Here is a 13,080-nt window from a genome sequence, read left to right as displayed (position 1 = left end):
TTATAACTCCCTATATCGATATGATCTATCTTTATTCCCTTTTCGCCTCTAATCACTGAACCGGCAGGAAATTGAGGAACAGCAGGCTCTGGGCATAATTCAAACCGATACGCCGGTAGCGCTCGTCGAGCATCTGGGTCAGCAGGTCCAATCGAGCGACAATTTTCCCGAACTCGACGGCGAAACTCAGATTGCTGCCCTCCTCCGAAATCTCATTGGAAAACAGCATCGGCTTACCGTCCTTGTTCTGCCGCTGGCTAAGCAGCCAGGTGGCTTTTTCGATATTGCGCGCCGCATTGCTGACAAAACGCGGGTCGATGGTGTCGGTCATGTAGAACTCGAGGCGATTGCCATGAGCGGTGACCAGCATGCTGCCGATGGCATAGATGAACGCCCCGACCCGATCACCGAGAAACTCCGGGCTCATGGCGTAGCTCAGGGCGGCCAGGTCCTTCTTGCCACCCAGGGTCGGCAAGGGTTGTTGCTGCTCGATGGCCATGCGCACCTGTTTTTCCGCGGTTCGGGCGTCGAGAAAGCCGGATTTGCGTAGCTCCTCGGGGTTGCGCAGATAAAGCTTGCTCATCAGCAGGTAGAGGCTTTGCAGGTTGTCGTGCATGGCCAGCGTCGCCATGCGGTCGACACTGGTCTGCAAGAACTCCTGGGGCCTGGCATTGCTGAACTGCGTCACCATGTCCTGCCCCTGTTGATGGCTGCAGCCGCTGAACAGCATCGCCACACCGACCAACCCTGCCATGCAGGCACGGCGCAACCACGTCACAGAAGAAAAAACACCGGCCATCGAGTCTCAATCTGGGCAGGGGAAGCGATGGGAGTCGCCGCTTCCAGGCCATGGATAGAGCGGAAAAAATCGCAAAAGTGCAGTGGCCAGAGAAAATCCTCGACCTTTAGCAGAGTCTTTTTTGTCTAATTAGTCTTACTTTTTAATTGATAAATCTTCATTTATGACTATAAATCCCTTTTCATCCTTCAAATAGAAAGACTACTAGACACAAAAGCCTTCATCGCTGTCCGACCAATAACGGACTCGACCCGCGTTAAAACAACAACAAAACAACAGGAAGGAAGGTCACCATGCTTGAATCAAAACAACTGCTCACGGCCCTCGGAGTGTCTCTGATGATCGCCACCTCGGCTTCCCAGGCTGCCGGCCTGACCAATGAACGCGGAGCGTTCGGCAAGACCGACGACGGCACCGCGGTGGAAAAATTCGTACTGCGCAACAGCCATGGCATGGAGGCTACGGTCATTACCTATGGCGGCATCCTCCAGTCATTGAGCGTGCCGGACAAAAACGGCAAGGTCGCCGACATCGTGCTCGGTTTCGACGATGTACAGGGTTACCAGAAGAATGGCAGCGTGTATTTCGGCGCGACCATCGGCCGTTTCGGCAATCGCCTGGCCGACGGGGCTTTCGAGCTGGACGGCAAGCGTTACCAAGTGCCGCAGAACGACCATGGCAATTCCTTGCACGGCGGGCCGCAAGGGTTCGACAAACGTGTCTGGAAGGCCCAACCCCATAATGCCAAGGACTCGGTGGGTGTCACCCTGACCTACCTGTCACCCGATGGCGAGATGGGCTTTCCCGGTGCACTGAAAACCGACGTCACCTACAGCCTCAACGAACAGAACGAGTTGCGCATCGAGTACAAGGCCACCACCGACAAGCCCACGGTGCTGAACCTGACCAACCACAGCTATTTCAACCTGGCAGGCGCGGGTAACGGCGACATACTCGAGCAGGTCGCGACCCTGCACGCGGCCCACTACACGCCGGTCACCGGTAAACTCATTCCCACCGGCGAGCTGGCCCCGGTGGCCGGCACACCGATGGATTTCACCCAACCCACCGCCATCGGCACCCATATCAAGGCTGATCACCCACAGCTCAAGTTCGCCGAACCGAAACAGGGCGGCTTCGACTTCAACTGGGCACTGGACGCCAAGGGCGATGTGAAAAAACTGGCGGCCGAGGTGTATGACACGGAGTCCGGACGACGCCTGCAGCTGTACACCACCGAGCCTGGCGTGCAGTTCTACACCAGCAACTTCCTCGATGGCACCGTCAAGGGCAAGCAAGGCAAGGTCTATCCGCATTGGGGCGCGTTCACCCTGGAAACCCAGCACTACCCCGACTCGCCAAACCAGCCGAACTTCCCTTCGACACGGCTTGATCCGGGCCAGACCTACACCCAGACCATGGTGTTGAAATTCTCCGCGAAGTAACCCTCCGCCGAATCGTTCCCATGTTCTTGTGGGAGCGAGCTTGCTCGCGATAGCGGTGTCTGCGTGTGATGATGCTGGATGGGCCGACGCCTTCGCGAGCAAGCTCGCTCCCACGGGTTCGTGCTGAGTTCGGATGCTGCGGGCTCGCGCAGAGCATGGGAACGATCCATGCGGGAACGCTTGGTCTATCCTGCTGCCACACGTCAAAGCAAAAAACAGGAGATAGACATGAGGACGCTGGAATTGGCGGGTGTGTCCGTACCGGTAATCGGCCAGGGCACCTGGCGCATGGGTGAAGAACCGTCCCATCACAAGAAAGAAGTCGCGGCCCTGCGGTTGGGGATCGAACTGGGCATGACCCTGATCGACACGGCGGAGATGTATGCCGAAGGCGGTGCCGAGACCGTCGTTGGCGAAGCGATCACCGGCCTGCGCGACCAGGTGTTCCTGGTGAGCAAGGTCTATCCCCACAACGCCAGTCGCAAAGGCATCCCCCTGGCCTGCGAACGCAGCTTGCGCCGGCTCGACACTGATTACATCGACCTTTATCTGTTGCACTGGCGCGGGCAGTACCCCTTGGCAGAAACCGTCGAAGCGTTCGAACGCCTGCGCGAAGAAGGCAAGATCGGCCGTTGGGGTGTGTCGAACTTTGACGTCGATGACCTCGAGGAGCTGGCCTCGCCGGCCTGCGCCACCAATCAGGTGCTGTACAACCTGCAGCAACGCGGCATCGAGTTCGACCTGCTGCCCTGGTGCCAGCAACGGCGCATGCCGATCATGGCTTACTGCCCGGTCGGCCAGGGCGGGCACCTGCTCAAGGATCACACCCTGGGAAAAATCGCCGAACGCCATCGGGCAACACCCGCGCAGATCGCACTGGCCTGGTTGCTGCGCCAGGACAATGTGATCGCCATCCCCAAGGCCGTGAAACCTGAACATGTGCGCCTGAATGCCGAAGCGGCCAGCCTCAGGCTCGAGCCTCAGGACCTGGCCGCCCTGGACCTGATATTTCCCCAGCCCCAGGGCAAGCAGCGGTTGGCGATGGTGTAGGAGCTGTGTAGGAGCTGTGTAGGAGCTGTCGAGTGCAACGAGGCTGCGATCTTTCCCCTAACACTTGAATCTCAAGCGAAAGATCAAAGATCAAAAGATCACAGGCTTCGCCAGCTCCTACACAGCCCAGCGGGAGCAAGCCCCCTCGCCACAAAGGCATCCAGCCAATAACAGGACCTCCTGTCAGAACAACCCCATCTGCCCCCCCACCAACGTCGAAAAATCATCATCCACAAACGGCAGGATCGCATCCGCCACCGGCTGCAGTTGTTTGGTCACGTAGTGGTCGTAATCGATTGGCGCACTGCGAATTTCCAGCGGCTCGGGGCCTGCGACGGTGATGACGTAGCTGATCCAGCCGCCATTCTGGTATTGCCGAGGACGGCCCTGGCGCTGGTTGAATTCATCGGCCAGCCGCGCGGCCCGCACGTGAGGTGGAACGTTGCGCTCGTAATCTTCCAGCGGCCGTCGCAGGCGCTTGCGGTAGACCAGCCGATCGTCGAACGCACCGGCCAGGGTCTGCTGCACATAATCGCGCACATACTCCTGGTAGGGCTGGCGGTGGAAGATCCGCCCGTACAACTCCTGCTGGAACTGCCGGGCCAGCGGCGACCAGTCGGTACGCACGGTTTCCAGGCCTTTGTAGACGATTTCATCGCTGCCGTCGGCGCGGGTCACCAGCCCGGCGTAGCGTTTCTTGCTGCCCTCCTCGGCCCCCCGGATGGTCGGCATCAGGAAGCGCGTGAAGTGCGTTTCGAACTGCAGCTCCAGCGCGCTCTCCAACCCGAATTCGGCACGCACCTGCTCGCGCCACCATTGGTTGACGTGTGCCACCAACTCGCGACCGATCCTGGCCGCTTCCTCCTGACCGTGGGCACGACGCAACCAGACGAACGTGGAGTCGGTATCGCCATAGATCACCACATGGCCCTGGGCTTCGATCAACTGGCGGGTGCGCTGCATGATCTGGTGGCCGCGCAAGGTGATGGACGAGGCCAGGCGCGGATCGAAGAAGCGACAACCACTGGAGCCGAGCACGCCATAAAAGGCGTTCATGATGATTTTCAACGCTTGGGACAGCGGCGCATTGTGTTCGCGCTTGGCGGTCTCCCGGCCTTCGGAGACCCGCGCGACGATGGCCGGCAGGCAATGTCGAGAACGGGAGAAGCGTGCCCCGCGAAAACCCGGCACCGACTCGCGGTCATCCGGGTGGCGCAGCCCTTCGATCAAGCCCACCGGGTCGATCAGGAAGGTGCGGATGATCGACGGATACAGGCTCTTGTAGTCCAGCACCAGCACCGACTCGTAGAGCCCCGGCTGGGAATCCATGACAAAACCACCCGGGCTGGCCTCGGGCGGACGCTGGCCGAGATTGGGGGCAACAAAACCCTGGCGGTGCATCAGCGGCATGTACAGGTGCGTGAAGGCCGCCACCGAACCGCCGCTGCGGTCCGCTGGCAGGCCGGTGACGCTGGCCCGCTCCAACAGGAACTTGAGCAGTTCGGTCTTGGCGAAGATCCGCGTCACCAGCTCGCAGTCCTTGAGGTTGTAGCGGGCCAGGGCCGGCTTGTCCTCGGCGAACATGCGGTTGATCTCGTCCATGCGCTGGTACGGGTTGTCGATGGACTTGCCCTCTCCCAGCAGCGTCTGGGCGACGTTTTCCAGGCTGAACGACGGGAAGCTCCAAGTCGCCGAGCGCAGGGACTCGATCCCGTCGATGATCAGCCGACCGGCCGCCGAGGCGAAGAAGTGGTTGTTGCGCGCGCCGTGCTCGCGCCATTGCATTTCTTCGCCACCGCGCCCCAGGCGCAACGGCACCGCCAGCCGCCGGGCATGTTCATGCAGCACCCGCAGGTCGAATTGCACCAGGTTCCAGCCAATGATCGCGTCGGGGTCGAAACGGGCGAACCAGTCGTTGAGTTTCTTCAGCAGCAGTGTGCGCGATTCGCAGTATTCCAGCTGGAAATCCACGCCGCTATCGTCGCCATTAGATGGCCCGAGCATATAGACCTGGCGCTCGCCGCAGCCTTCCAGGGCAATGGAATACAAATCGCCCTGGGCGGTGGTTTCGATGTCCAGGGACACCAGGCGCAACGATGGACGGTAGTCGGGCGCCGGTTTCATCTGGGTATCCACCAGCAGGCCATCGGCGGCCGGCGTACCGCCGAACCACACCGGGGCGGTGATGAAGCGCTCCATCAGGTAGCGCTCCGGCGGCCGGATGTCCGCTTCGAACACCTCCACACCGGCGCGGCGCAAGGTGCCGTCCAGGCGCATCAGTTGGGCGTGTTGCTGGCAATACAGGCCCAGCACCGGGCGATGCTCGAAATCCAGCAGGTCCAAGGGGCGTAGCTCTACCTCCTTCTCCCCTTGCAGCAAGGCTTCGAGCTGGCCGCGCTGGATCTGCGGCACGAAGGCCACCGATGTCTGCACCGGCAGGCGCACGCGCCGGGGACCGGCATCGGTCACCAGCCAGAACTCGACTTCGGTGCCGGACGGGGTGTCGCGCCAATGCCGGGTCAGGACGAAGCCCTGCTGTAAATCCACCGCTGAAACCTCGAATTTTGCGTAGGCGACGATTCTACCTGTGGCGAGGGGACTTCACCCGCTCAACTGACATGCTCTTGTGGCGAGGGCGCTTGCTCCCGCTGGAGCACGCCCGTAGGAGCTGTCGAGTGCAACGAGGCTGCGATCTTCCCCAGACACTTGAGTTTCAAGCGAAAGATCAAAAGATCGCAGGCTTCGCCAGCTCCCACAGAAGCCCAGCGGGAGCAAGCGCCCTCGCCACAGTAGTGCACGGCCTCATAGTGAGGGTGAATTGAGCAGTCATGACGCTTTTGGACGATTGGCCGCCGCTTTACCGCTTGCTCTGCGCCGTTGGGTCTACGATGCTTTAACAACCAGCAAAAACAACACCCCGACCCGAGGCTTCCCCATGAAAACCGTCGCGCAGTTGCTCCGGCTAAAAGACGATAAGAACCAGCAAGTGCACACCATCTCACCGGACGACATGGTATTGCAGGCCCTGATGCGCATGGCCGAGAAGAACGTCGGCGCCTTGCTGGTGGTGAAGGACGAAAAAGTGCTGGGGATCATCAGCGAGCGCGACTATGCACGCAAAATGGTCCTGCACGGTCGCTCATCCGTGGGCACGAAAGTGAGCGACATCATGGTATCCCCCGTGATCACCATCGACCCGCACCAGAATGTCGAGACCTGCCTGAGCATCATGACCGACAAGCACTTGCGACATTTGCCAGTGGTGGAAGACGGCAAGCTCGTCGGCCTGCTGTCCATTGGCGACCTGGTCAAGGAAGCCATCGCCGAACAGGCCGACCTGATCCGACAACTGGAGCAATACATTCGCGGCGAATGATCCTTTCCATCGGGTTGCTCATTCCCGACACACTTCTATATTGAAGGGGTTGTTCCTGCGAGCATCCCGATGGCCGCCACCGACCGACTGATCATTTGTGAACATTGCGATGCGGTGTACGAGCCGGTTGTGCTCGCCCCGCATCAAAAGGCCACGTGCGTGCGCTGCCACGCGGTGATCCAGCGCTACAACGGCCTGACCGTCGAACAGCGCCTGGCCTTGAGCGTGACGGCCGCGGTGCTGTGGGCTTTCGCCAACCTCTACCCGGTGATGAGCATCCGTCTCCAGGGCCTGAGCAACAGCGCGACGTTGTGGGATTCCATCGTGGCGCTGAGCCAGGGCCCCATCACCTTCATCGCCCTGGTGACAGCGGTGGCGATCATCGTTGCACCGGCCTTCCAACTGGCGCTGCTGCTCTGGGTACTGGGCCATGCCTACCTCCAGCGGCGGGCGCCAGGGTTCAGCCTGTGCATGCGCAGCCTGGAAACCCTGCGACCCTGGAGCATGCTGGAGGTGTGCCTGCTGGGCGCGCTGGTGGCAGTGATCAAGCTCGCCGGCCTGCTGGATGTGCTCCCGGGTATCGGCCTGTTCGCCCTGGCGGCCTTGAGTCTGCTGATGATCCGTATCGCCGGGCGCGATGTCCGCGACCTGTGGGACACCCCATGAACGGCCAGCCGCAGGACACCCCGCCAGAGGCCCGCGACCTGGACCTGTGCCTGTGCCACAGCTGCGGCCTGGCCTGCGACATGGCCGACGGCCCCCAGACCTGCCCGCGTTGCGACGCCGCCCTGCACCGCCGCAAACCCGATGCCATCACCCGCACCTGGGCCTACATGCTCGCGGCGCTGGTGTTCTACATCCCGGCCAACCTGCTGCCGGTCATGAATACCCGGATGCTCGGCGAAGGCGCCGACAGCACCATCATCAGTGGTGTCATCGAGTTCTGGCAAAGCGGCGCCTGGGACATCGCGCTGATTATCTTCATCGCCAGCATCGCGGTGCCCGGCATCAAGTTCGTGGTACTGACCCTGCTGCTGGTGACCGTACAACGACGCAGCACCTGGGCCCAGGTCCAGCGGGCGAAGCTGTACCGGCTGGTGGAAGTCATCGGCTATTGGTCGATGCTCGATGTGCTGGTGGTGGCCCTGGTGGCCGCCCTGGTCAAGTTCCAGGCACTGAGCGATATCGAGCCACGACCGGGTATCCTGTTCTTCGGCCTCGTGGTGCTGTTCACCATGCTGTCGGCCATGAGTTTCGACCCCCGCCTGATCTGGGACACTCAACCATCCGAGGAGGTCATGGATGAAGTCGCAAGCCACTGACGGGCAACAACCCGTCCCCGGCCGGGCCCACGTCACCACCCGCCGCTGGACGGTGTCGCTGGTATGGATCGTGCCGATCATCGCGGTGCTGGTGGGCGTTTCCCTGGTGGTCCACAACTGGCTGCAGGAAGGCCCGACCATCACCATCACCTTCAAGACCGGCCAGGGCCTGACCGCCAACAAGACGCAGGTGAAATACCGCAACGTGGTCATCGGTCAGGTCACCGACGTGCAACTGAGCCAGGACCAGAAGAACGTCACCGCCACGGTCAAGCTCGCCAAGACCGCCGACACCTTCACCCACGAAGACTCGGTGTTCTGGGTCGTACGGCCGCGCATCGGGGCCGGTGGGATCTCGGGCATCGACACGCTGCTGTCCGGTGATTTCATCGGTGCCGACGCCGGGCAGTCGAAAGTACGCGCCAAATCCTTCACAGGGCTGGAGAACCCGCCGCCGATCACTTATGGCGAACCGGGCAAGCGCTTCACCCTGCACGCCCAGGACCTCGGTTCGCTGGACATCGGCTCGCCGGTGTACCTGCGCAAGATCCCGGTGGGCCAGGTGGTGTCCTATGCCTTGGACGCCGACGGCAAAGGCGTCAACATCGACGTGTTCATCAACGCGCCCAACGATGTGTATGTCACCGAAAACACCCGGTTCTGGAACGTCAGCGGCGTGGACGTGAACGTCGGCGCCAATGGTTTCGCCGTCAAGACCGAATCGCTCTCGGCCTTGCTGCTGGGCGGCATCGCGTTCCGGGCACCGGAGTACAGCCCCAACGACACCGCCGCCAGCGAAGAAAAGACCTTCGAACTGTTTGCCGACCAGCAGAGCGCCCTCGCCCCGCCCGATGGCAAGGGCCAATACCTGGCCTTGCGTTTCGACCAGGCCCTGCGCGGGTTGCGCGTCGGTGCGCCGGTAGAGTTCCTCGGCGTGGAAGTCGGCAGGGTGGTGGCCATCAACCTCGATTTCGATGAGAAGCAACGCAGCTTTCCGGTCAACGTCGGCGTGGTGATCTACCCTCAGCGCCTGGGCAAGGCCCATGAAAAACTGCTCAAGTCGCTCAACCACGATCCTGAAGACGAAGCCGCCAGTGCCCGCCTGATGGGCAGCTTCGTCGAGCGCGGCCTGCGTGCCCAGGCCCGTAGCGGCAACCTGTTGACCGGGCAGTTGTACATTTCGCTGGACTTCTACCCCAAGGCCGAAAAAGTGGCCTTCGACCCCAGCGCCCGCCCCGTGCGTATCCCGACCCTCCCGGGCAGCCTCCAGCAATTGCAGGAACAACTGCAGACGATGGTCGAGCGAATCAACAAGCTGCCACTGGAGAGTATCGCCGGCAACCTGGATGGCAATCTGGTGGAGCTGCGCAAAGGTCTGGCCCAGTTCAACAGCAAGACCCTGCCAGGGGTGCAAAACACCTTGCAGGACGTCAGCAAGACCCTGCAATCGGCCAACTCGACCCTGGCCGAAGATTCACCCCAGCGCGAACAACTGACACAAACCCTGGACGACCTGGGGCGCATGTCGCGCTCGCTGCGCGAGCTGTCGGACTACCTGAGCCGCCATCCCGAGTCGCTGCTTCGCGGTCGTCCCAAGGACGCACCGGCACAGAACCTCACATTGCCGGTGAAAGAATGAGTACAGGAGCCCGCCCCATGCCACTGACGCTGAAATTCACCCTGGTCGCCGTGGCACTGCTGCTCGGTGCCTGTCGCAGCGATCCGATTCATTACCACACCCTGAGCCCGGCTCAGCCGAAAGGCCCGTCACGCGCCGGCGTGGATATCCAGATCGAACAGGTGAGCGTCCCACCCCAGGTGGATCGCACCCAAATGGTCATTCGCCAGGGCAACAGCGGGTTGGCGATCCTGGAAACCGAATGGTGGGGCGCCAGCCTGGCAGATGAACTGCACAGCGCCTTGGACGAACAACTGAACAACCCTGGCGCGCCGAAATCATCGCTGCGGGTGGACGTGCAGCGCTTTGACTCGATCCCCGGCCGCTATGCCCGCATGGACGTGCAATGGCGCCTGCGCAACCTGGGTGGCGATACCCGCCCCCTCACCTGTCGCAGCAGCCTGCAAACGCCGGCGGGGGCCAGTATCGACGAACTGGTGACGGCGCATCAGCAGAACGTCCGGCAATTTGTCGACTTGGTTGAGCAGGCGGCTGTACGCAAGGCGTGTCCTTGACCCATAGGAGCTGCCGAAGGCTGCGATCTTTTGATCTTTCGCTTGAGACTCCAGCGTTAGCGCAAAGATCGCAGCCTCGCTTCGCTCGGCAGCGCCTACGAAGGCCAATGCAACGACAGCATCGGTGCGACGCGCGGATGGTGGTCGATGCGCTCCAACAATCCGTAGAACGCCGGACGGGCGTTCAGCATTGCTTCGCGCGTGTTTCTCCACTTCGTGATCACGGCCGCCAGGATATCCATCGCCCCCGGCTCGGCACCGCCAAGGAAAGGCTGGGCCGGGAACTGATCGGCAAACAGCGCCCAGTTGCGGTACAGCCGTTGCTGGGTGCCCGCTACCAAGCGCTGTCGAGTCGCTTCATCCGCATCGTCCAGCCAGCGTTCCGGAAAATCGATGATGCCGATGGGCGTGTAGCAATTGGCTGCGATATAGACCAGCCCCCGTATGGCTTGCGCACGCTGGGTTGGGTCCTCAGGGAGCAGCTTCGAGGCCGGAAAGGTCAGCCCGAGGTGAATCAGGATCGCCGCCGCTTCGGTCAGCACCGAGCCATCCGGCAACTGCAAGGTCGGGACCTGCTTCTGGGGGTTGAGTGCCTCGAGCGCTTTCGCCGCGTCGCTGTCCTGGGTCGAATAGGCATCCACCCGCCGATACGCCACATCACAAAGATCCAGTGCAATCTCCACCGCCGCGGAACCGGATTGCCTGTAACCGAATAACTGATACATGAACTTGCCTCCTGCCTGTGGGTTATCCGGTAGAGCCCACAGACCTGGCGGTGTTCCACCCGGAGGACGACGCGTACGTTGTGACTCAGCTTCGCTGGATCAACCGACATCGATGGGACTGACGAGCTATCACTGCCGTCGATGTTCACCATCATGCCAATGAAGTTCTCTTGATGATCGCCCGGGACAACAATGGCCCCACACAAACCACTGCACCCCCGGAGCACACCATCATGAAACGCCAAGTCATCCTCAGCCTCGCTTTCTCCGTACTGGCCGCCAACGTATTTGCCGCCTCCTCGCAACCCGTCGTCGCCGAAGGCGGTTCTGATCGCCTGATCGAAAACCGCGTCGCTGAAGGTGGTGCCGATCGCCTGCTGGAACGTCGCGTCGCCGAAGGTGGCTCCGATCGCCTGATCGAAAACCGCGTCGCTGAAGGCGGTGCCGATCGCCTGCTGGAACGTCGCATCGCCGAAGGTGGCTCCGATCGTCTGATCGAAAACCGCGTCGCTGAAGATGGCTCCGATCGCCTGCTGGAACGTCGCGTCGCCGAAGGTGGCTCCGATCGCCTGATCGAAAACCGCGTCGCTGAAGATGGCTCCGATCGCCTGCTGGAACGTCGCGTCGCCGAAGGTGGCTCTGATCGCCTGATCGAAAACCGCGCATGAGTTGCTTGACCGCAATGCCTGGAAATATCGCAAATCATGTGCAACACACCCCGTGGCAAGGGAGCTTGCTCCCGCTCGGGCGCGCAGCGGCCGCAACCTTCACGCAGCCGCTACGCAGTTCACCCGACACACCGCTCCAGAACACCCCCAGACCCAACCCATCACAGTAAAAGCCCGGCCTCATCCGCCGGGCTTTTTCATGCCTCAACGCCTGGCTAGCGCCCCGCCGCCCGCGCCATGCAGCGTTGATAACGCTCATCCACCCGCTTGGCAAACCACGCCGTGGTCAGCTTGCGCGTGATTTTCGGGCTCTTGAGCACGATCCCCGGCAATACCGCCCGCGGCAACGGCTTGCCCTCGGCCCGCTCAGCCAGTTCGAACACACGCTTGTAGAGCTTGCTGTCCTCGAACGCCAGGCTGTCGCCCTGCTCCAATTGATCGCGAATGGTCGGGTTGCGCAGTCCCAACGACTTGCCCAGCGTGCGTACCGCCAGCTCCGTGCTGCCCGGCATGATTGAATCATGGGCAACCAGATCGCCATCCAGCGCCAGGGAAATGCCCGACGCAACACTCACCGCATGCTGGAAAGCCGCGTTGCGACTGGCGTACCAGCCGGCATTGAAATCGGCGAAACGATACAACGGCTCGGTATAGTTCACCGGATAGCCCAGCAAATGTGCGATACCGAAATACATCCCGCCACGGCGACTGAACACTTCGCGACGAATCGAGCCATCCACCGGATAGGGATAATCCCGCGCATGGGCCTGGGCAAACGCGATACTGACCTGCATCGGCCCACCCGTGTGCACCGGATTGAAACCGCCGAACAGGGTCTTGCCCAGCGGCACCATGCCGATGAAATCATCGAAAATCCCGCTCAGCTCTTTCTCGCTACGGGCCGCGTCGAGCCGGTCGCTGTAGCTTTTGCTATTGGGAGAACGCACCTGGAGCGCGCCGCTGACCAACAACTCCGGAATGTGCACCTTCGCCGCACGGCGGTTGATCTCCTGACGAGCGATCTTGCCCAGCCCCGGCACCGGCGGGTCGGCCTGGAACGTCGACTCCTGCTCGGTCACCGCCAGGACCGCGCAGATATTCTGCGTCGTGGACGGAATCTGCTGGGCCGCAAAGGCCACGTAAATATCAGCCGCCCAACCTTCACGATCCGCCGTCTTGGCCGGCAACAACTGCACGATCTGCTTCTTGACCTCAGCAGGCGGGCGCTCGGGCTCCTGCAACTGACGGCTGCCGCAACCGGCCAGGGCCAGCAACGCCGCGAGGCTGATCATCAATTGATTGAATTGCATGGTGCTCCATCGCGTTCGTTATTCCGGAGCAACCATACGATCAAAAGTGGATGCGGGCTATGCCCGATGTGGGAGCGAGCTTGCTCGCGATGACGGTGGCACAGTCACCCTCGAAGCAAGCCGATCCACCGCTATCGCGAGCAAGCTCGCTCCCACAGGAGAATGGCGGTGTACCCGAATCTTCCGTCCAAC

General features: G+C 61.6%; 12 protein-coding genes. 8 read left to right on the top strand and 4 right to left on the bottom strand.

Features of this window, described 5'->3' with window-relative positions:
- Positions 1 to 52: 52 nt before the first annotated feature.
- The gene (locus tag BLU85_RS05115) at positions 53 to 754 is read right to left on the bottom strand and encodes a hypothetical protein (protein WP_256572846.1); all 702 of its coding nucleotides are present in this window, start codon (positions 752 to 754) and stop codon (positions 53 to 55) included.
- A gap of 338 nt (positions 755 to 1,092) precedes the next feature.
- Here BLU85_RS05115 and BLU85_RS05110 point away from each other — a divergent pair, with 338 nt between their 5' ends.
- Both BLU85_RS05110 and BLU85_RS05105 read left to right on the top strand, forming a co-directional pair.
- Positions 1,093 to 2,244 (top strand): aldose epimerase family protein, encoded by a 1,152-nt coding sequence (locus BLU85_RS05110; RefSeq protein WP_092199220.1) that lies wholly within the window; start codon positions 1,093 to 1,095, stop codon positions 2,242 to 2,244.
- Positions 2,245 to 2,472: 228 nt separating this feature from the next.
- Positions 2,473 to 3,294 (top strand): aldo/keto reductase, encoded by an 822-nt coding sequence (locus tag BLU85_RS05105; protein WP_092199223.1) that lies wholly within the window; start codon positions 2,473 to 2,475, stop codon positions 3,292 to 3,294.
- Positions 3,295 to 3,477: 183 nt separating this feature from the next.
- Here the strand turns inward: BLU85_RS05105 and BLU85_RS05100 are convergent, their stop codons facing one another.
- Positions 3,478 to 5,841 carry a DNA polymerase II gene (locus BLU85_RS05100; RefSeq protein ID WP_092199226.1) on the bottom strand — a complete coding sequence of 788 codons (2,364 nt, stop codon included), beginning with the start codon at positions 5,839 to 5,841 and terminating at the stop codon, positions 3,478 to 3,480.
- Positions 5,842 to 6,229: 388 nt separating this feature from the next.
- On the opposite strand from BLU85_RS05100, the gene BLU85_RS05095 reads away from it, so the two are divergent.
- The 5 genes from BLU85_RS05095 to BLU85_RS05075 all read left to right on the top strand — a co-directional run bounded on the left by BLU85_RS05095 (position 6,230) and on the right by BLU85_RS05075 (position 10,185).
- The gene (locus BLU85_RS05095; protein WP_060738251.1) at positions 6,230 to 6,670 is read left to right on the top strand and encodes a CBS domain-containing protein; all 441 of its coding nucleotides are present in this window, start codon (positions 6,230 to 6,232) and stop codon (positions 6,668 to 6,670) included.
- Between the two features lie 69 nt (positions 6,671 to 6,739).
- Positions 6,740 to 7,336 carry a paraquat-inducible protein A gene (locus tag BLU85_RS05090; RefSeq protein WP_092199230.1) on the top strand — a complete coding sequence of 199 codons (597 nt, stop codon included), beginning with the start codon at positions 6,740 to 6,742 and terminating at the stop codon, positions 7,334 to 7,336.
- Positions 7,333 to 7,992: a paraquat-inducible protein A gene (locus BLU85_RS05085; RefSeq protein WP_092199233.1), complete on the top strand. Its 660-nt coding sequence runs from the start codon at positions 7,333 to 7,335 to the stop codon at positions 7,990 to 7,992. The genes BLU85_RS05090 and BLU85_RS05085 overlap by 4 nt, the downstream gene beginning before the upstream one ends.
- Positions 7,973 to 9,631, top strand: a complete 1,659-nt coding sequence (locus BLU85_RS05080) for a PqiB family protein (RefSeq protein WP_092199236.1) — start codon at positions 7,973 to 7,975, stop codon at positions 9,629 to 9,631. Before BLU85_RS05085 ends, BLU85_RS05080 begins: the two co-directional genes overlap by 20 nt.
- A 17-nt stretch (positions 9,632 to 9,648) precedes the next feature.
- A complete protein-coding gene (locus tag BLU85_RS05075; RefSeq protein WP_092199239.1) occupies positions 9,649 to 10,185 on the top strand; it encodes a PqiC family protein in 537 nt (178 codons plus the stop codon).
- Positions 10,186 to 10,280: 95 nt separating this feature from the next.
- Here the strand turns inward: BLU85_RS05075 and BLU85_RS05070 are convergent, their stop codons facing one another.
- Positions 10,281 to 10,910, bottom strand: a complete 630-nt coding sequence (locus tag BLU85_RS05070; RefSeq protein WP_092199242.1) for a glutathione S-transferase family protein — start codon at positions 10,908 to 10,910, stop codon at positions 10,281 to 10,283.
- Between the two features lie 233 nt (positions 10,911 to 11,143).
- Here BLU85_RS05070 and BLU85_RS05065 point away from each other — a divergent pair, with 233 nt between their 5' ends.
- On the top strand, positions 11,144 to 11,578 hold the full coding sequence (locus tag BLU85_RS05065; protein ID WP_175497010.1) for a phage infection protein: 435 nt from the start codon (positions 11,144 to 11,146) through the stop codon (positions 11,576 to 11,578).
- Between the two features lie 215 nt (positions 11,579 to 11,793).
- On the opposite strand, the gene BLU85_RS05060 is transcribed toward BLU85_RS05065, so the two are convergent.
- The gene (locus BLU85_RS05060) at positions 11,794 to 12,888 is read right to left on the bottom strand and encodes a DUF1615 domain-containing protein (protein WP_092205610.1); all 1,095 of its coding nucleotides are present in this window, start codon (positions 12,886 to 12,888) and stop codon (positions 11,794 to 11,796) included.
- Between the last annotated feature and the right edge of the window lie 192 nt (positions 12,889 to 13,080).

The sequence above is a fragment of the Pseudomonas sp. NFACC14 genome (assembly GCF_900106885.1).
GTDB classification, from domain to species: Bacteria; Pseudomonadota; Gammaproteobacteria; order Pseudomonadales; family Pseudomonadaceae; genus Aquipseudomonas; species Aquipseudomonas fluorescens_AA.
Note: the sequence above shows the minus strand (reverse complement) of the source record. Positions and strands in the feature narration are given on the sequence as shown.

What these genes read in the sequence shown, in the direction of transcription:
- BLU85_RS05070 (WP_092199242.1), bottom strand. Translation starts at nt 10,910, where the DNA reads ATGTATCAGTTATTCGGTTACAGGCAATCCGGTTCCGCGGCGGTGGAG.
- BLU85_RS05115 (WP_256572846.1), bottom strand. Translation starts at nt 754, where the DNA reads ATGGCAGGGTTGGTCGGTGTGGCGATGCTGTTCAGCGGCTGCAGCCAT.
- BLU85_RS05075 (WP_092199239.1), top strand. Translation starts at nt 9,649, where the DNA reads ATGCCACTGACGCTGAAATTCACCCTGGTCGCCGTGGCACTGCTGCTC.
- BLU85_RS05060 (WP_092205610.1), bottom strand. Translation starts at nt 12,888, where the DNA reads ATGCAATTCAATCAATTGATGATCAGCCTCGCGGCGTTGCTGGCCCTG.
- BLU85_RS05085 (WP_092199233.1), top strand. Translation starts at nt 7,333, where the DNA reads ATGAACGGCCAGCCGCAGGACACCCCGCCAGAGGCCCGCGACCTGGAC.
- BLU85_RS05065 (WP_175497010.1), top strand. Translation starts at nt 11,144, where the DNA reads ATGAAACGCCAAGTCATCCTCAGCCTCGCTTTCTCCGTACTGGCCGCC.
- BLU85_RS05080 (WP_092199236.1), top strand. Translation starts at nt 7,973, where the DNA reads ATGAAGTCGCAAGCCACTGACGGGCAACAACCCGTCCCCGGCCGGGCC.
- BLU85_RS05090 (WP_092199230.1), top strand. Translation starts at nt 6,740, where the DNA reads ATGGCCGCCACCGACCGACTGATCATTTGTGAACATTGCGATGCGGTG.
- BLU85_RS05095 (WP_060738251.1), top strand. Translation starts at nt 6,230, where the DNA reads ATGAAAACCGTCGCGCAGTTGCTCCGGCTAAAAGACGATAAGAACCAG.
- BLU85_RS05110 (WP_092199220.1), top strand. Translation starts at nt 1,093, where the DNA reads ATGCTTGAATCAAAACAACTGCTCACGGCCCTCGGAGTGTCTCTGATG.
- BLU85_RS05105 (WP_092199223.1), top strand. Translation starts at nt 2,473, where the DNA reads ATGAGGACGCTGGAATTGGCGGGTGTGTCCGTACCGGTAATCGGCCAG.